This is a genomic window from Rhodococcus sp. NPDC060176 (genome assembly GCF_042728675.1).
Lineage (GTDB): Bacteria > Actinomycetota > Actinomycetes > Mycobacteriales > Mycobacteriaceae > Rhodococcus_F.
Genome location: NZ_JBHWYS010000003.1, coordinates 938,978 through 956,955, shown reverse-complemented (window position 1 = coordinate 956,955; position 17,978 = coordinate 938,978). Strand labels below are relative to the sequence as shown.

18 protein-coding genes are annotated in these 17,978 nt (G+C 61.9%); 4 read left to right on the top strand and 14 right to left on the bottom strand.

Features of this window, described 5'->3' with window-relative positions:
• Nucleotides 1-376 precede the first annotated feature (376 nt).
• The gene (locus ACFWEM_RS19380) at nucleotides 377-619 is read left to right on the top strand and encodes a hypothetical protein (RefSeq protein WP_378536053.1); all 243 of its coding nucleotides are present in this window, start codon (nucleotides 377-379) and stop codon (nucleotides 617-619) included.
• Nucleotides 620-676: 57 nt separating this feature from the next.
• Here ACFWEM_RS19380 and ACFWEM_RS19375 read toward each other — a convergent pair whose 3' ends face one another.
• Both ACFWEM_RS19375 and ACFWEM_RS19370 read right to left on the bottom strand, forming a co-directional pair.
• Entirely contained in the window at nucleotides 677-1,948 is a 1,272-nt protein-coding gene (locus ACFWEM_RS19375; RefSeq protein WP_378536051.1) for an EAL domain-containing protein, read from the bottom strand.
• A 236-nt stretch (nucleotides 1,949-2,184) separates the two neighbouring features.
• Nucleotides 2,185-2,496 (bottom strand): STAS domain-containing protein, encoded by a 312-nt coding sequence (locus ACFWEM_RS19370; protein WP_378536049.1) that lies wholly within the window; start codon nucleotides 2,494-2,496, stop codon nucleotides 2,185-2,187.
• Between the two features lie 425 nt (nucleotides 2,497-2,921).
• Here ACFWEM_RS19370 and ACFWEM_RS19365 point away from each other — a divergent pair, with 425 nt between their 5' ends.
• Complete coding sequence (locus tag ACFWEM_RS19365) at nucleotides 2,922-4,364, top strand: FAD-dependent oxidoreductase (RefSeq protein ID WP_378536047.1); 1,443 nt, start codon at nucleotides 2,922-2,924, stop codon at nucleotides 4,362-4,364.
• 1 nt (nucleotide 4,365) lies between these two features.
• On the opposite strand, the gene ACFWEM_RS19360 is transcribed toward ACFWEM_RS19365, so the two are convergent.
• From ACFWEM_RS19360 to ACFWEM_RS19345, 4 genes are all read right to left on the bottom strand, one after another.
• Nucleotides 4,366-4,668 (bottom strand): hypothetical protein, encoded by a 303-nt coding sequence (locus ACFWEM_RS19360; protein ID WP_378448553.1) that lies wholly within the window; start codon nucleotides 4,666-4,668, stop codon nucleotides 4,366-4,368.
• 67 nt (nucleotides 4,669-4,735) lie between these two features.
• Entirely contained in the window at nucleotides 4,736-5,566 is an 831-nt protein-coding gene (locus ACFWEM_RS19355) for a mycofactocin-coupled SDR family oxidoreductase (RefSeq protein WP_378536045.1), read from the bottom strand.
• Nucleotides 5,567-5,570: 4 nt separating this feature from the next.
• Entirely contained in the window at nucleotides 5,571-6,368 is a 798-nt protein-coding gene (locus tag ACFWEM_RS19350; RefSeq protein ID WP_378536043.1) for a mycofactocin-coupled SDR family oxidoreductase, read from the bottom strand.
• Nucleotides 6,365-7,990 carry a flavin-containing monooxygenase gene (locus ACFWEM_RS19345; RefSeq protein WP_378536041.1) on the bottom strand — a complete coding sequence of 542 codons (1,626 nt, stop codon included), beginning with the start codon at nucleotides 7,988-7,990 and terminating at the stop codon, nucleotides 6,365-6,367. The genes ACFWEM_RS19350 and ACFWEM_RS19345 overlap by 4 nt, the downstream gene beginning before the upstream one ends.
• A gap of 279 nt (nucleotides 7,991-8,269) precedes the next feature.
• On the opposite strand from ACFWEM_RS19345, the gene ACFWEM_RS19340 reads away from it, so the two are divergent.
• Nucleotides 8,270-8,710: a hypothetical protein gene (locus ACFWEM_RS19340; RefSeq protein ID WP_378536039.1), complete on the top strand. Its 441-nt coding sequence runs from the start codon at nucleotides 8,270-8,272 to the stop codon at nucleotides 8,708-8,710.
• 7 nt (nucleotides 8,711-8,717) lie between these two features.
• On the opposite strand, the gene ACFWEM_RS19335 is transcribed toward ACFWEM_RS19340, so the two are convergent.
• Nucleotides 8,718-9,377 (bottom strand): response regulator, encoded by a 660-nt coding sequence (locus ACFWEM_RS19335; protein WP_378536037.1) that lies wholly within the window; start codon nucleotides 9,375-9,377, stop codon nucleotides 8,718-8,720.
• 176 nt (nucleotides 9,378-9,553) lie between these two features.
• Between ACFWEM_RS19335 and ACFWEM_RS19330 the strand changes: the two genes are divergently transcribed.
• On the top strand, nucleotides 9,554-10,015 hold the full coding sequence (locus tag ACFWEM_RS19330) for a hypothetical protein (protein ID WP_283305945.1): 462 nt from the start codon (nucleotides 9,554-9,556) through the stop codon (nucleotides 10,013-10,015).
• Between the two features lie 89 nt (nucleotides 10,016-10,104).
• On the opposite strand, the gene ACFWEM_RS19325 is transcribed toward ACFWEM_RS19330, so the two are convergent.
• The 7 genes from ACFWEM_RS19325 to dnaJ form a co-directional block, all read right to left on the bottom strand.
• Nucleotides 10,105-11,280: an NADH:flavin oxidoreductase gene (locus ACFWEM_RS19325; protein ID WP_378536035.1), complete on the bottom strand. Its 1,176-nt coding sequence runs from the start codon at nucleotides 11,278-11,280 to the stop codon at nucleotides 10,105-10,107.
• Nucleotides 11,281-11,413: 133 nt separating this feature from the next.
• Nucleotides 11,414-12,133: an ABC transporter ATP-binding protein gene (locus ACFWEM_RS19320; RefSeq protein ID WP_138870008.1), complete on the bottom strand. Its 720-nt coding sequence runs from the start codon at nucleotides 12,131-12,133 to the stop codon at nucleotides 11,414-11,416.
• Nucleotides 12,133-13,983, bottom strand: coding sequence for an ATP-binding cassette domain-containing protein (locus tag ACFWEM_RS19315; RefSeq protein ID WP_378536032.1), 1,851 nt, complete (start codon nucleotides 13,981-13,983; stop codon nucleotides 12,133-12,135). Before ACFWEM_RS19315 ends, ACFWEM_RS19320 begins: the two co-directional genes overlap by 1 nt.
• A 1-nt stretch (nucleotide 13,984) precedes the next feature.
• A complete protein-coding gene (locus ACFWEM_RS19310) occupies nucleotides 13,985-14,842 on the bottom strand; it encodes a branched-chain amino acid ABC transporter permease (RefSeq protein ID WP_378536030.1) in 858 nt (285 codons plus the stop codon).
• Nucleotides 14,839-16,053, bottom strand: coding sequence for an ABC transporter substrate-binding protein (locus ACFWEM_RS19305; protein ID WP_378536028.1), 1,215 nt, complete (start codon nucleotides 16,051-16,053; stop codon nucleotides 14,839-14,841). Before ACFWEM_RS19305 ends, ACFWEM_RS19310 begins: the two co-directional genes overlap by 4 nt.
• A 330-nt stretch (nucleotides 16,054-16,383) precedes the next feature.
• Nucleotides 16,384-16,794 carry a heat shock protein transcriptional repressor HspR gene (locus tag ACFWEM_RS19300; protein ID WP_003944355.1) on the bottom strand — a complete coding sequence of 137 codons (411 nt, stop codon included), beginning with the start codon at nucleotides 16,792-16,794 and terminating at the stop codon, nucleotides 16,384-16,386.
• Nucleotides 16,791-17,963: a molecular chaperone DnaJ gene (gene dnaJ, locus ACFWEM_RS19295; protein WP_050656306.1), complete on the bottom strand. Its 1,173-nt coding sequence runs from the start codon at nucleotides 17,961-17,963 to the stop codon at nucleotides 16,791-16,793. The genes ACFWEM_RS19300 and dnaJ overlap by 4 nt, the downstream gene beginning before the upstream one ends.
• Nucleotides 17,964-17,978: the final 15 nt, after the last annotated feature.

The window sequence follows — 17,978 nt, the reverse complement described above, 5'->3', positions numbered from 1 at the left end:
CGCTTGCGTCCCATCTCAGGCAATTCGGGACTACCCGGAATAGATCAAACTTTTCGAATACATCCGCGAACCTCTTGCTTTGATACAAAAACGGCTGGGATCGTTGCGGCGAAGCCCCGTGGTTCTCGATGGCCGGTAGACGATGGGTCGCAGTCCTCGGATCCGATGCATGCCAAGAAGTTCTCCAGAACCGACTCGAAGACAAGGTGCACTGGTGTGCCTGGGAACCGTTCGGTGGAGGCGGCACAAATGCCGTTCCCCCGACGGACAGCCGATCGATCTGAAGCTACTCACCACTTCTCATGACCGGTGATGAAACGAAGATCTCCTTGCACATGGCCACCGGCACAGAAGCTTTCGAAATCAAGAGGCAAACATGAGCACTCAGCCTGCCCGAAACCGGCACACACACGCTGCTCCGAAACCAGAGGTCGTCGCAGCGGCGGAGTTCTTACTTGCAGAATCAGACGCCCATATCTTCCGTCGCCGCTATCTCGAACTGCTCACCCACACCACAACGCCGGATGGCGCAACCGTCACGGACTACACGGTCGCCGAAAGGTATCTACTCAACACTGCAGCAAAGAGACGTCTTGCGCGGCGCCCGTCCAATCCTTAGCCACGATCGCCGGTCAAGCAGCGCTCGCGGCGAACTTCGAGGACATCGGTACTGGGTTCACGAATTCGTCTTGGGGTAGCGACGGAGAATAGAGTGCGCTGCCTGGGTGACACTGGTGCGATCGTAGGTTTGCACGAAGTCGAAGGTCCGTTCGAGATCTGGACCGTTGTCATGAAGATCTCGCGCCGACAGCATCGCGGCATGGTGTGGCCCCAGAGTGACGACCGTCCACTCGTTGACGAGATCATCACCCGGTTCGAGCGGTGCGTGTTGAACTTTACCGTCGAGCATCACGGACAGACCGACACCGTAGACACCGGCAAACCCCACGGTATCGGCGAGATGACGCCACCGTGCAGTTGTGGATGCAGTGAAATGCTCGGCTTGTTGAAAAGTGCCCAGAACAAGCATCGAGGAACCCGATGTGGCGGCTTGTGCTTCGAGGGACTTACTCAGTTGGATCAACAGACGCTTGGTACCGCGCCGGATCTGGCTGTGAGCAGACACGATCGAGTAGGGAGTGCCCACTTCGGGGATGGGATCACTCCACACCGGAGTATCGGGCATCGCGACGACCGGTTCGGACAACAATGAACTCGGATCGGCGACTGCGGGATACAACTCACCCGTTCCGTATGTGGCTCCGATGGTGATTGCGGCAAGACGGGACGATTCCGAGTCGACACCCTCGGCAAGGATAATCGCGTTCGATCGCTCGACGTAGGCGCCGAGCGCGTGCACTGTCGTTCCGACTTCGAAATATGCTGCCTTGGAAAGCAATTCAGCGGAAGTGATAATGATGTCGGGTTCAACCAAAGACAGAAGTGTCGCCGAGTGCCTGTCGATGCCGACGCCGTCGAGTGCAATCAGACGCCCGCCCGCGCGGGCTTCTCTGATCACTGCCAGAGAGTTGTGGGGATCGGTAAGCACCGATGCGCTGTCAACCGTGATGACGATCCGTTGCAGATTTCTCGTCGCTCCTTCGATACCAGGAGCGTTCAGAGCTGCTCGGGAAGCCGAGTCGACGGCCACCAGTAACGGCAGGCGATCCGCGACCGTGCATGCGAGGGCAGTACGGGACATGGCCAGTTTGTGACTGTCGAATTCCGAGCGTTGCTGCATCAATTGCGAGGCGCGGCGAAGGGCATGCGCCGAACACAGAGAGGAATTGTCAGGCCCACGCAATTGCAGCTCGACACCTGCAAGTGCGTGGTCGTCGAGGCGGCGTATCGGTGCGAACTGCATGCTTACTTCCAGACCAATCACATCGGAGAACTGGGTGATCGGAGAATTCGACGATGTCGAACCGTTGCTGGTGTCATACGCCATGGTGTGGCTCTTCACTACGAGTCGGGACCACCAAGCGTTCATGCGGCCGGACGCGTCGATGGCGGCGCCGGCTGCTCGACACTGAACGAGACTATCGCAAATCTCGGCGCAACCCGGTGACGACAACCTGATCCCGCGCCGCAAAATGCACATCGAGACGCAGATCAGACCAGGAACCAAGTCAACGCGTATCGAGCGCTGCTCACTTCACATCGTTCGTGGGATTTGTTTCCGGCTCAAGCGCCGAGTGCATCAGCGGTCGACGTGGCATCGCCCGCAATGAGTTCGGAGGCGCCGAGAGCCTGAAAAATCATGGAGACCGCTCGCGTCGGGGCAAACAAGCGAATGCGGTTGTTGCCACGCCCCGCAGCATCGACAACGGCATTCGCCACTCCGGACGACATGAAGGTCACGCCGGAGAGATCGACGTGAATATCGGTGCCGACCAGAAGAAGTCGGTCGAGAGCATGCACCAATTCCACACGCTGACCCATGTCCAATTCCCCGGAAAGCCTCAATACCGCATACGAAGGGGTGTAGCTTTCCACGTCGATACTGTACCGATGCCCTTCTCGGAGGGCGCTGTCAAATAGATCGAGAACATTTGCAGCTGAAGAACGTTCGTTGATCGTAGTCATGAAACCCTCTTGTCTGGACTCGGCGTGCCCCACCGCCGGAATCAGCGATGAATCACTGTGCTTCGGATAACCAACCGTGTCGGTCACTGCGTTCCAGACGAACTCTGCCAACGGCAGGTTTCACCAACACATCCAGATCTGTAACGCTAGAGTCTCGAAAATGTCACAGCGCGATATCGCACTTTTGGCGCTACCCCTGACGCACTGAACGCAAGCACCTCGCCTGGCCCCCGACGTGCCTGCGGGGCGGCGTCTCTGCGGCGTCGACCACTGGCTTTCTCGCTCATCGGGAAGGTGAGTTCGCCGCACCACCATTCCGCAATACCTTCTGTGACATGGATAACATTGTCGACGTACTCGTCATCGGATCGGGCGCTGCCGGATCGGCCGCAGCGCTCCAAGCGCACGCCGACGACGCATCGATCGTGATTCTGGAAAAGAGCGGACCCGATTCCGCGGGCGGCAACACTCGATTGTCCGGCAGTGGATGGTTCGTCAACCAGGACCCCGCTGCCGCCCGAACCTTCCTGCGTTCGTTGAACGGGGAGTTCCCCGTTGCCGACGACGTCATCGATGCCTGGGCCGAGAACACTCACGGGCTGTCCGACTGGCTCCGCAGTCTGGGTGCAACTGTAGCGATGACCGGCGATTTCCATTCCACAGCAGAGTTCGCCGAACTCGACGGAAGTTCTTGTTACGCAGGGATGGACACCGTCGAAGGGAAGATGGGCAATGAACTTCTCTACCGGTTCCTCGTCTCCGCTCTCGCGGAACGCGGCATCACAACTCTTTTCGACACCGAAGCCACCAGACTCCTGACAGATGAATCCGGAGCGGTGACCGGAGTCGAGATCCGTTCGGGTGAAAAAACTTCGCAGATCCAGGCGCGCCGGGGTGTCGTCCTTGCCACCGGAGGATTCGAAGCAAATCCGACGATGGTGCGCGACTACCTGCGTCTGGAGAATCCGAAGATCTGGGGCTCACCATCGGCTACCGGCGACGGTCACCGCATGGCGCAAGCGGTAGGCGCAGATCTGTGGCACATGAACAACATGATGACCATTACGGGAATCCCCGGTGATCCCGAGAATCCGACGGGTTTCTTCCTGGCACTGTGGAATGCCCACAACTATGTGTTCCTCAGCCGGGAAGGTCGACGCTTCACCGACGAGTCGGCCGAAATGCGGCACGGTCATGTGTTCAGAGAAGGTTCCTACCAACACTTTCCAGTGCAACCGATGAACATCGTCTTCGACGAGACGATGAGGTTGGCTGGACAACTGAGCCCCGGTCGCGACGCACTGCCCGTCGGCCACAGAGTTCTCGACGAAGGGTACGAGTGGAGTGCGGACAATCAAGCTGAGATCGACAAGGGATGGATCGTCAAGGCAGACACGCTCACCGAACTCGCCGGGAAGCTCGGACTGGACCCAACCGTCGTGGAAACGAGCGTGCGACGCTACAACGAGACGTGCGCGGACGGCGTAGACCATTCGTTCGGTCGCAATCCCGAGACGTTGGCCCCGGTGGCCACGGCTCCGTTCTACGCCGTCGCCGCACCGCCACTGCTGGGTTGGAGTAACGGCGGACCGCGCCGCGACGGTCATTCCCGCGTTCTCGATACTGCCGGCAATCCGATTCCAGGACTTTATGCGGCGGGCGCCGTCAGTTCCACGTACAGCGCGGCGAAGGACGGTGGATTCCATATCGCCGATGCCTTGGCGTTCGGCCGGGTTGCCGGCGCCCATGCTGCCGCGCGCGCGACAGCGGGCGCCTGAGTCACACCCGAGCGGCCTTGACCTCGTCGAAGAACGCGACGACGGCGGCTTCGTCCTCCGGCGGAACGGTGAGCGATGCTCGTGGCCCCGCTACCGCGATGGAGTCGTCAGCGAGCCGATTACCGATAGTGAGTTTGAGACCCGACTTCGACGGTTTTGCCTTCACTGCAATGTGTTCGACGTGCCAGCGGGCCACTTCACTCGTGCTCGCGGCGGTGCGGTCGAAAACCTCCACAGTGCGGTGGTCGAGGACCATCACGATGTTGGTCCCGACGGTGACTTCCAGATAGCGTCGTTCCGCCACGGTGTGCGCCTTTCGGTTGGGTGAAACCGACGCTACACACCGTGGCGGAACTCAGCGTGTCACAACGTCAGCGGGACGAACTGCCCGCATCGACTGGCAGTGCGACAGACGTGATGTAGCGGGCCTCGTCGGAGGACAGGAACAGTGCAGCGTTCGCCACGTCCACCGGTTCGATCCACGGAATGGCGAGCATGTTCATCGTCATCGCCGCGGCAGCAAATTCCTCGCGGGTGGGGTTCTCGAGGTCCGGGCGGAACTTGCCGCGAACCAACGGGTTCTGAATCATCGGGGTGTTGACGTTGGTGGGATGAACAGTGTTGACGCGCACGTTGTACGGCGCCAATTCCTTTGCCAGCGAGCGCATCAAACCGACCACACCGTGCTTGGCCGCTGTGTAGTGCGCAACCCCGACCAACCCCCGCAGCCCGGCGATGGAACTGGTGAGTGTCATCGATCCCCCACCTCGCTCGATCAAATGCGGAGCCGCAACGGTGGTGGTGTGCCACACGCCGGTCAGGTTCACGTCCAGCATGGTCTGCCACATCGTTTCAGACATGGTCAGCGCCCCGTCAGAGGACGTGATACCGGCTGTAGCGCAGACGATGTCGAGACCACCGAGCGCTTCGACGGCCGAGTCGACGGCACTTCGCAGCGCCTCGAGATCCCGAACGTCCACTACAGCGGATTCGACCTTTCGCCCCAGCGCCTGGATCTGCGCGACGGTCTCGGCCAGATCGGCCTCCGTCGCGGGCGGCGTGACTGTGGTTTCCACCGAGGTGCACACGTCGACCGCGATGATGTCCGCGCCCTCTTCGGCAAAACGCACGGCCTGAGCCCGCCCGATTCCTCGTGCCGCACCCGTGATCAGCGCGATCTTGCCTTCCAATCGAGAAGTCATCAATTCACACTTTCTGGGTCAGGCCGGCGTCGACAACCAACTGACAGCCGGTCATGTAGCGGGACTCCGCGGATGCGAGAAACAGGACCGCATTACTGACGTCCACCGGATCGACCCAGGGAACGGGCAGCAAGTTGCGAGCGCTGAGCACTGCAGCAGCGTCTGCTTCGGTGGGATTCTCGATGTCCGGGCACAGGTTCGCGAACACTCGCTCGTTGATGATCATCGGAGTACGTACCGAACCCGGATGCACGGAGTTGACCCGAATGCCTTCCGTCCCCAGCTCGTTGGCCAACGTTCTGGCCAGACCCACCACGGCGTGCTTGGCAGCACTGTAGTGACCTGCTCCGGCAATACCTTTGATTCCCGCTGTCGAGCTGACCAGAACGACAGACCCACCGTCGGCGAAATGCGGAACACAGGCCTTGACCGTGTGCCACGCGCCGGTGAGATTGACGTCGAGCGAACGGTTCCATACCGCCGGCTCGATGGTCCACGTCGGTCCAGGCGTGTCGTAGACGCCGGCGTTGGCGACCACGACGTCCAGACCCCCGAGTTCGGCAACGCACTCTGCCACTACGGCGGCCAAGCCGTCGAAGTCCCGAATGTCCGCGACGCCGGTGGCCGCAACGCCACCTCGATCACGCACTGCCTGAGCGGTTTCCGCCAAACCCGACTGCGCCTGTTCGACATCCAGCGCGATCACGGACGCGCCTTCTTCGGCGAGCCGCTCGCAGTGTGAGCGCCCCATTCCGCCGGCCGCACCGGTCACCAATACGCGCTTGCCCTCCAGCCGACTCATGCGTGCACCGCACTGTTCAGCTCGAAGCCTCGGTATCCCGCTGCTGCCACGTCAGCACAGATGTCGGAGTAGACACCGAAGCCCCCGATGAATGGCATGAATATCCTCGGCTTCCCCGGGATGTTGGCTCCCATGTACCAGGAGTTCGCGGATGGAAACAGCGTTGCCGACGCCCGGCGCGAGCACTCCTCGAGCCAGCTGTTCACGGCTTCTGCGCTGGGTTCGATCGTGTCGATGCCGTTGGAATCGAGATGGCCGATCGCGTCGGCGATCCAGTCGACGTGCTGCTCGGCAGCGAGAATCATGTTGGACAGCACACTCGGGCTACCCGGCCCGGTGACGATGAACAGGTTCGGGAAGCCGTGCATGCCCAACCCGAGGTACGTTCTCGGGCCTGCGTGCCAATTCTCTCGCAAGGTCTCGCCGTTGCGGCCACGGATCTCGATGCGATCGAGTGCCCCGGTCATCGCATCGAAACCGGTGGCGAACACCAATGCGTCGAGTTCGTAGTGCGAGTCGGCCGTCTTGATCCCGGCCTCGTCGATCGCCTCGATCGGTGCGCTCTTGAGATCGACCAGGCTCACGTTGTCACGGTTGTAGCTCTGGTAATAGTCGGTGTCCGTCACGATCCGCTTGGTCCCGATGGGGTGGTCGTTCGGGATCAGCAGGTCTGCGATGGCCTGATCTTCGACCACCGATCTGATCTTGGCCTCGGCAAACGCTGCCGCCGTCGCGTTGGCGTCGATGTTGCTGGTCTGGTCTGCGAAGGTCTTGGCGAACAGAACACCGCCGAGCTTCCACCGCTCCTCGTAGGCCGCGTTCCTCTCGGCTTCGGCCACCTCAAGCGCACTGCGCGGGTCCGAGACGAACGGTGATCCGCCGCCACTGCGCTTGGACTGCGCTCGACGCTCTGCGTAGTCAGCCTTGATCTCGGCGCGCCGCTTGTCATCGAGAGGCGTGTTTCCTGCCGGCACACTGTAATTCGCGGAACGCTGGAATACGAAGAGGTGATCGGCCTGCTCGGCGATCAGAGGAACGGACTGGATGCCCGACGATCCGGTGCCGATGACCCCGACTCGCTTGCCGGTGAAATCGACGCCCTCGTGCGGCCAGAAGCCGGTGTGGAACACCTCGCCGCCGAAAGTCTCCCGACCTGCGATGTTCGGGACGTTCGCGGTCGAGAGGCTGCCGGTGGCGCAGACAACGAAGCGTGCGGTGACGTCATGACCACCGTCGGTGTGCACTCGCCACGTCGACGAGCCCTCGTCGAACTGTGCGCTCTGGACACGGGTATCGAAAGTGAACCCACTGCGCAGGTCGAAGCGATCGGCAACATGATCGAGGTAGGACAGGATTTCCGGCTGCGCCGCGTACTTCTCGCTCCAGTCCCAATCCTGTTGCAGCTCTTCGGAGAACGAGTAGGAGTAGTCGAAACTCTCGACATCGCAGCGTGCGCCCGGGTAACGGTTGAAATACCATGTTCCGCCCACTCCGGAGCCCGCCTCGAAGCCGTGGACACGCAGCCCCTGCTCGCGAAGTCGGTGCATCGCGTACATGCCGGCGACGCCGGCGCCGATGACTACGACGTCGAGTGGTGCGGTGGAGAAGTCAGGATCGGTCATGGTGGTCACGCTATGAGTGGACTGGTTGGTAGAGGAACGGGTTCTCCCGCTGGGTGGGCGGAGCCTCCACCCCCTGACACTGGGTGGGCAGAGCCTCCACCCCATGACACTGGGTGGGCTACGGCAGTGGAGAGCGTTGGTGTCCACCGATCGGGGGACACCGATGTCATCCAGCACTCGGACCCGTAGGTGGACAGACCTGAAGGGATTTCGGGGCCATAGTTATCTCATCACCGAAACACACGGTCACCGAGACCGACAAATACGAGGAGAAACATCATGAGCACCAACACAATTCGATCCGAAGCGGTTACCTTTTCCGGCCTCAGCATGGCAGCTCTGGTCGCCCGCGCCGCTGGTGCGAACGCCGTGAAGTCGATGACCGACACCTCCGTCACGACGGCGATGATCAGCAATTCGGGCTTCGGTGCCCTGTATCTGGTCGACGCATCCAACCCGAACGGCGACTGGATCGTCCCGCCGGCCGACTACATCCTCCCGAACATGAACGTGAACGTTGTCGCCACGAGCAAGAACCAGAACGATTTCCCCATCGTGCTCACGTACCGCTCCGACGACGGTGGAGTATTTGTCTTCAGTGCCACCAACTCGAAGACCAGGGCGGATGCCGGCGGAACGTACGCCACCGATGGCCACGACGTCACGGTGACGATGACCTCGGGTTACCCGGCCATGAATGTCACGTACGTCCTCCGGTGACGCCTGCTCACTCCAACAGACCCTGCCGCATCGCGGCGGCGACGGCGGCGCCTCGATCGTTGACTCCGAGTTTCTCGTAGAGGCGCTGAACGTGGGTTTTGACGGTGGAGGGCGCGAGAAAGAGCTGAGAGGCGATGGCGGGGATGCTGGCGCCCTGCGCGATCAATCCGAGGACTTCACGTTCGCGGGCGCTGAGCGTCGGGCCGGACGGTTCACTGCGACGCCGAACCTCTCCCACCAATCCGGCGGCGATACTGGGCGGCAACACATCTCGGCCCGCAGCACAGTCGAGCACGGCGCTCACGATCTCGGCGCGAGTGGATTCCTTCGGCAGGAATCCGGCAGCACCCGCTTGTAGAGCCTGATAGACGACGGACGACTCGTCGTGAGCACTGAGCAGTAGCACCCGCGTCGGAAGCTCGTCTCGAACCACTGCGGCGGCGACCTGAGTTCCGTCCAGGTGCGGCATCCGGAAGTCGAGCAGCGCGACCTGCGGGCGTAGTTCGCGAATCATTGTGAGCGCTGCTGCGCCGTCGTCGGCCTCGCCCAGGACGTTGATGCTGTCACTGCCGGTCAGAGCCCGAACCACGCCCTCACGGAACAACGGGTGATCGTCGCCGACCACCACGGAAACCTTGCCGGCCAGCGGCTTCGTGCCTTCGCGCATTGCTCACTTTCTCACGCCCGAACCAGCAATGCGAGCACTTACGCCTCCCCCGATCGGGGGACAGACGATTCACCCCCGCCAAGGCCCCGTCGGCGGACATACAGCAGCACTCATTCGCGACAAGATTGATTCATCGCCGAGAACGGCAACCACACACCATCCCAGGAGCAGACATCATGCGTACCAACACCACTCGCTTCGTAGCAGTCACCGCAATCGCCCTCGCTGTCGGCGGAACCGCACTGGGAACCGCAGCGGTCGCCAACGCCGGCACCATGCCGACCGACGGCCCGACGGTTGCCATGACCATCACCAACAACACCGACAACCCGATGCTGCTGGACAGCGCGTCCAACCCCTACGGACAGTGGATCAACGGCCCCCGCTCCTACCTGGCCCCGCACACAACCGAAATCGTCACCGCCTACAGCAGCGATCCCCGCGGTATCGGCGTCGATGTCACCTACAACGTGGCCGACGGTGTACAGACCGTCATGGCGGCCAACAACTACGCCGGCAACCCCACTCTCGACGGGACTCGCATCATCGGCGACCCGACGCACGTCATCCTCACCGATTACATGGCCACCGGCTACCCCACGATGAACGCGTCGTACGACGTCTTCACACAGAACTGAACCAGACAGGCTGAATCAAACAAACTTGTTTCGCTACGGCCCACGACCCGGTATCCACATGGATGTCGGGACGTGGTGTGTGCCGGCCCCTAGACCCGCTCGACCAACACGCAGCGGGCGCCACTGAAGATCGTAGGCATGCACTTGTTGCAGTGGATGCACAGTGAATGAGTATCGGATTCGGCCGCGATCCGATTGATCAGATCCGGTTCTCTGAGCAGCGCCCGCGCCATGGCGACAAACTCGAATCCCTCCGCCATCGCCGTATCCATACCCGCTTTGTCCGTGACACCGCCGAGGAGCACGAGCGGTAACTTCACCGCAGCACGGATCTGCCGAGCCTCTTCCAGCATGAACAGCGGCTTGTACGGGTAGGTGTGCAGCATGCTCTTGCCCACCAACTGCACACCGAGTCGAACTGGTTGCGGCATAGCGGCGGCGAACTCGCGGATCGGCGCATCGCCCTTGAACAGGTACATCGGGTTGAGCAGTGAGCTGCCCATCGTCAATTCGAGCGCGTCGACGCTTCCGGATGCTTCGAGCCACTGCGCAACCTGGATTGCTTCGTCCACCCAGAATCCGCCTGGCACACCGTCGTCCATGTTCAGCTTGGCCAAGATCGCGATCTTGTCGCCGACGGCATCGCGCACACTGCGCGCAGTTTCGAGTACGACGCGGGCCCGGTTCTCCAGTGATCCGCCGTAGGAATCCTTACGACGGTTGAGTTTCGGGCTCAGGAACGAGCTCGCGAAATAGTTGTGACCGAAGTGAATCTCGACGGCGTCGAATCCTGCCTCGACAGCAAGTCGCGCAGCGCTCCCGTGTGCCGCCGCAATTCTGGTGATGTCCGCTGTGGTGGCAGTGCGAATCATCCTCATGCTCAACGGATTGAACGAACTCGACGGTGCTAGCGCAGGCAGACCGGTCGACTTCTGATTTGCCACCGGACCGGCATGCCCGAGCTGCGCCGACGCAGCAGCCCCTTCGGCGTGAATGGCATCGGTGAGTCGTCGCAGCCCGGGGAGCGCCTCGGGCCGCATCCACAGCTGGCCGTATTCGGTGCGCCCTTCCGGTGCGACGGCGCAGTACGCGACGGTGGACATCCCGACTCCCCCGGCTGCCGGGCGGCGATGGAACTCGATCAGTTCGTCGGTGACCAGGGCGTCGGGAGTTTTGCCTTCGAACGTCGCGGACTTGATGATTCGATTTCGAAGGGTCACCGGGCCTAGCTTTGCCGGGGCAAGTACGTCGGGAGCAGCGGTCATCAAGTTTGCCTCTCGCAGGAGTTGTGTGCAGGACGGTAGATCGATGGCCCCGAGACGGCTAGTAACCGTGCCACGGAGCGGGAAACGACTTCAGCCCGGCCGAGGTGGCCGGGCTGAAGTACGTCACTGCTGTTCAGACGCGTCCGAAGTACGCGTCCTTGAGAACTGCCAGGTCGTCGATGTCCTTCGCGTCGGCGTCGAGAACCACCTTGCCGATGTCGAGGACTGTCACGTGATCGGCGACGCTCATCGCGGCCTCCACTGCCTGCTCCACCAGCAGGACCGCGAGCCCGGTTTCCTTGAGTAGCTGCACGCGGTCCATCACCTCGCCGACAATCACGGGAGCCAGCCCTCCCGAAGGTTCGTCGAGCAGGAGCAATCGGGGCTGCGCCATCAGTGCCGCACCGATCGCGAGCATCTGTTGCTGACCGCCCGACATGGAACCGGCGGGAAGCGAACGCTTTTCCCCCAAGATCGGGAACATCTCGTACATGGACTCGACGGACTCCATGAGTTCGCTGCGCTTCACCTTACGGGTGTACCCGCCGAGCAGGAGGTTCTGCTCGACGGTCTGCTTGTGGAAGACCCGTTTCCCTTCCTGCACGTACGCCATCCCCTGCCGCACCCGCTTGTGCGCGGGAACTCCGGTGATGTCGGCGCCGTCCATCTCGACGGTCCCCGAGGCCACTTTGTTGAGTCCGGACAGGGCGCGGAGCGTGCTCGTCTTGCCTGCCCCGTTGCGTCCGAGCAGAGCGGTCACCTGACCGGGATAGACGTCGAACGACACATCCCAGACGACGCGCAGATCGCCGTACCCTGTCTGCAGGTTCCGGACCTTGAGAATCGGTTCCATCACTTCACCTCGCTGGTCTGATGGTCTACTGCGCCGATTTCTTCGACAAACGCTTCTTCGTCACCGGACTTCACTCCGAGGTACTCACTGAGCACTCGTGGGTGATGTTCGATGGTGGCGGCATCGCCGGTGGCGATCACCTGCCCTTGTGCCAGCACGACTATCTCGTCAGCTAACGAGAGCACGAGGCGGAAGTTGTGCTCCACCAACACCACTGTGGCCCCGGCATCTCGCAGTACCCGGATCAGATCTGCCAGGCGCTCGAGTTCGTCCTCGTCGAGTCCGGATGCCACCTCGTCGAAGAGGACTACCCTCGGCTCGGCGATGACGGCGCGAGCAACTTCGAGCATGCGACGCATCCCCAGTGGCAGTGAGGTCGCGATCTCGTTGCGCAAGTGCGACATCCCCACGAGTTCGAGGACACGCTCGGCCTCGACGATGTCGGCCTTCGCGATCTTGCGGAAGCTGGGAAGGCGAAGCACGGCCGACGCCATCGACGCACGGTGCACCGAATAACGTCCGGATGCAACCGCTTCCAGAACCGTGATGTTCTCCGGAATCGTCGGAGTTTGGAACGTCCGCGCCACACCCACGCGCGCCACCTTGTGCGGTGACGACTGCGAGACGACCGTGTCACCGATCGTGATCACGCCCGCATCGGCGGTGTAGAAACCGCAGATCATGTTGAGCATGGTCGTCTTGCCTGAACCGTTCGGCCCGATCAACGCAGTGACCTTACCGGCTTCTGCAGTCAGAGTTGCCGCATTGAGTGCCTGGTTGCCACCGAACGCTTTGGACACTCCGTCGACCACCAACCGTGCACCGTTGATCGGCGCCAGTTCCGGTGTTCCACCGCTGTTTTCCTTCGCAGCGACAACGCCCAAGCCGGCCTTGCGATCGAGTTTCGAGACGATCGCTCGCCCGACCTTGGTCAAACCACCGGAGAGCAGCACACCGCCGATGATCAGGAAGCCGCCGTAGAAGATCAGCGAATACTCCTGGAATGCCGTCGACTGGTTGGGACCGAGCTGCATGATCGCGGCACCGACCACGGCGCCGTACACACTTGCCGCACCGCCGAGGATCGACGCCGCCAGAACTGCTGTGGCAAAGGTGAACCCGAAGGCCTCCGGCGAGATGAACAGGTCGGTGTTGGCAAACAGCGCACCCGCCAGCCCAGCCGGGAACGCACCGATGGCATAACCGAGCAGCTTCATCCGGAAGACCGACACACCCTGCGACGACGCCAGAACTGGCGACTGCTTGAGTGTGCGGAACGCGATGCCGTGGCGCGAGACCACCAGGTTGCGCATCACAGCGAACCAGAGGACGGTCACGACGACTACCACCATGTAGTACTGCTGGGTGTCGAGTTCGGAACCGAAGAGCGTCGGCGGCTCCATACCGGTGAGGCCGTTTCGGCCACCGGTCTTGCCGCCGAAGATCGCCAGTACGTCCGGTACCAGCAGCACCAGGAAGAACGACGTCATCGCCAGAGACCAGTTGCCCAGGCGCAGACCGGGAACACCGGTCAGGATGCCGACAGCCAGTGCCACCGCACCGGAAGCAGCAAGCTGGAGCAGGATGTCGGTGTGACCTGCCTGGGACATCAGACCTGCGGTGTAGGCACCGGCCGCGTACATCGCGGCCTGGCCGAGGGCCAGTTCACCGGCAAAGCCGAGGCTCAGGTTCAGGCCACTGACGACAAGCGCCAGGATGCAGGCCAATTGAATCTGCCGTGATGTCGACAGATCGAGCCCGAGGACCGGGAGCAGCAAGATCACCACGGCCAGGACCAGCGGGATGATCCAGCTCGGAAGGGAACGGAAAGTCCGCCACGCACTTACCATCTCACACCACCCGTTCTCGGACATTGCCGAACAAGCCGGCAGGTTTGACCATCAAGATGACGATCAGCACCGTGAAGACGGCGATATTGCTGTACTGACTTCCCGCCCACAGGGCGGTGAACGACTCCACCAGGCCGACGGTCAACCCGCCGATCAAAGCGCCTGGCAGAGAGCCGAACCCGCCGATCGCCAGCGCCACGAACCCCTTGAGTGCCAGTGCGGCACCCAACGTCGCAACCGCAAACGTCTTGGGACCGACAAGGAGTCCGAGGACTCCGGCCAAGGCACCCGAGAAGGCAAACGCACCCAACGCCAACCGTCGTACGTTGACTCCGCGCAGCATCGCCGCTTCACGATCCTCAGAGATACCGATCAGAGCCAGACCCGTCATCGTCTTCTTCGAGACGTAACTCAACCCGATGACCAGTGCGATCGCCGCCACCAGCAGAGCGATCTCGACCGGGTAGGTACGGCCGCCGAGCAGGGTGATCGGTTCGTTCGATCCGAAGAACGGAACCGTGAGAGGTTCACCGCCCCAGATCAATTGGGTGGCGCCGTTGAGCAGAGTGGCAACACCCAACGTCGTGACCAATTGGTTCTGGTGGTCGGCCACCGGTCTGATCGCGACGATCTCCTCGACCGATGCGAGGAGCATCACGGTCACGGTCGCCATGACGGCCACCACGAGAACAGGGAGTTTCAGGGTCACCAGACCCGTGTAGGCGACAAAGGTGCCCACCATCATCAGCTGAGCTTGAGCGAAGTTGAAAGTGTTGGAGGAAACGAAAACGATGTTGTACCCGATGGCAACCAGCACGTAGACCGCGCCGAGTGCCAAACCGGACCACAGAATGGTCATGATGCGGCCGGGTTTCCGAACTGACCGTTGAGGATCTTCGTCGGACTGATGAACTTCAGCTCACTGGTGTCCGGGTTCGGGCCGTGGTTGTCGGAGCTGAAGTTGTAGCGCGAGAGGAAGGCAGTCTTGGCCTTCTCCTGGACCTCCGAGGTTTCCAGCGCCTCGGCGAGTTTCTTCGGATCGGTCGAACTGCCGACCTTCTCCGCTGCCGCCGCGACGAGGGGGAAAGCGTCGTAGTTGTCGGCAAGGATGAGTGTCGACGGGATGGAGCCCAGCGACGCCATCGTGTCCACCATGGTGCTGACGAGCGCATTGTTCGGATCGAACACCGTGCTGGTGAACACCTGTGTCACAAGGTTCTTCACCTGGGGCGTGCCGAGCACACCGGCCGGCGGATCGTTCGCGATCAGGTTGGTGGCAGAGACCGAGGTGTTTCCGACCAGCGGTACGTCCCAGCCGAGACGCTCGAGGCTCTGCAGAACATATCCGAGGGGAGCGCCGTACGCGTCCAAGGCGATTGCCGCGGCACCGGCATTCTTGAGCGATTGCAACTGCGCAGTCATGTCCAGCGCGGCGGCGTCGTACTCCTCGTTTCCGGCAGCTTTCAGACCGGCAGACTGCAGAGCGCTGGTCATCTCTTCGCCGAACAGCTCACCGTAGGCGGTACTGCCGTGCAGCACTCCGACGCTGCTGTAGCCCTTGGTCTTTGCATACTCGGAGATTCCGCGAGCAGTGTCCGTCGCACCTGGAGCCAGGTCGAAGTTCAGCGGGAACTTCGACGGGTCCGTAGAATCAGGAGAAGGCGCCATGCTCAGTGAGAGGATGTTGTTCTGCTTGAGGATCGGGAGAACCGCAGCCGCGATCGACGAAGGACCCGAGTTGAGGTAGAGGTCAGGCTTGTTACCCGAGTTGATGGCTTCGCGCAGCTTGGTGACGGCGATCGTTGCATCACCTGCGTCGTCCACCGTGGTGAGTTCGATCTGACGGCCACCGATTCCCCCGGCCTCGTTCTGGACCTGAACTCCCGCCTTGGTGGCGAGCAGCGAGGTCTGCGAGTTCGCCGCGAGGACTCCCTGTGCACTGATTCCGCCGGTCAGCAGAACTCGGTAAGGCGAGTCCGCGCCACCATCGGACTCCGAAGAACCACTACATCCTGCAAGAGCCAGAGCCGTCACGGCTACTGCCGCAACAAGAATGGGCCGACGATTCATGTCTGCACTCCTAGAACACATGTATGCACCGAACGTCAGGCGAATACCTGACGAAAGAAGGGTCGGCCGGTGGACACGCCTGATTTCGAGCACCAGCCAACCAAGCACCCGCTTGATGATCTAGCAAGCAGTTGCTTGGGTTGGAGCATAGAATGTGATCTGGATAACGTCAAACGCGCAAAAGAGGAGTCATGAAAGCGGACGCTATGCACATCGGAGTCGCGTCAACAGATCGATTCCCGCTGGGTGGAAACACAAAACGGCCCCACGCTCAGGGGATTCGACGAAGTGAATCCCACTAGGCGCGGGGCCGTGTTTCCAGAGTTCCGACTAGCGTTGGTTGCGAGGCTTCCAAACCACCAACGCGTTGTTACGCGGGATCGGCACGAGGTCCCGGCGATAGCCCGCATGGACTTTCGCGATTTCCTCGGCCAATTCACGGACGCGGTGCTGCAGAGCCTCGACCTGGTTGGTCAGTTCGATGATCCGTTTGATTCCGGCAAGGTTGACGCCCTCGTCCTGCGAAAGCCGTTGCACTTCACGAAGAAGGGCAACATCACGCGGGGAGTACCGTCGTCCACCACCGGTGGTTCGGTGCGGGGTGACCAACCCGAGCCGGTCGTAGTTACGCAAGGTCTGCGCATGCATTCCGGCCAACTCGGCTGCCACCGAGATCACGAAGATCTGAGCGTCAGGATCGACCGTCGCATCCCATTGATTCTGCGGTCGCTCGGTCATCATGCACCGGCCCACCCGGCCCGTGGATCGAACCCGCTCGCCTTCTCGGCCTCGAGATAGGTTTTCAGCGCTTCGATCGCCGGGTCGTCCAACTTCTGCGGGACGGACACCTTGACGGTGACCAGAAGGTCACCAGCGCCCTCGGGACGCTTGGGGATGCCACGTCCGCGAACTCGCAGAATACGTCCGTCCACCGTTCCGGCCGGAACCTTCACTCCGACACGGCCGTCCAACGTCGGCACCGACAGGGTCGTACCCAGTACCAGCTCGCCGTAGCTCACCGGAACCGTCAATGTCAGGTCGTCACCGTTGCGGCCGAAGACGCTGTCCGGCTTGACGCGGATGTTGACGAACAGGTCGCCGGCCGGAGCTCCGCGGAGTCCCGCTTCACCCTTGCCCTTGAGTCTGATCTTCTGGCCATCGCTCACACCGGCAGGCACCCGTACCGTGATGGTCCGTGTGCGATTGGTGACGCCGCTACCGTGGCAGTCCTCGCAAGGCGAGTCGATGATCGAGCCGGTTCCCCGGCAGTCGTCACACGGCTCACTGAATCCGAAAGCGCCCTGGTTCCGGCTCACTACGCCGGTTCCGTTGCAATGCGGGCACACTCGCGGGCTGGTGCCTGGCTTTGCGCCGCTGCCGTGACACGTGGTGCACGACGTCGGGCTGGTCAGACGAAGTGGGACGGTGACACCGAGCGCTGCTTCGCGGAAGGCGAGCGTCGTCTCGGTCTCGAGATCCTTGCCTCGACGCGGGCGGTTGGGTGCAGCTGTGCGCTGGCCCGCTCCCCCACGGTTGAACAATCCGCCGAAGATGTCTCCGAGTCCCGAGTCCTGTCCACCGGCGCCGCCGCCGAACAGGTCGTTGATGTCGAAACCACCAGCGCCGGGGTTGAATCCGCCGCCGCCTTGCGCGCGGGGACCGAAGCCGCCGCTGGCAAACAGCCGCCTGGCTTCGTCGTACTCCTTGCGCTTTTCCGGATCGGAGAGCACTGCATGAGCTTCGCTGACTGTCTTGAAACGCTCTTCCGCCTTCGCGTCGTCAGGGTTGGCATCGGGATGCAGATCCCGGGCCAGCTTGCGATACGCCTTCTTGATCTCGTCGGCCGTGGCGGTGGACGAGACGCCCAGCTCCTTGTAGAAGTCCTTCTCGATCCACTCCCGTTGACTCACTGGGCGTCTCCTCCT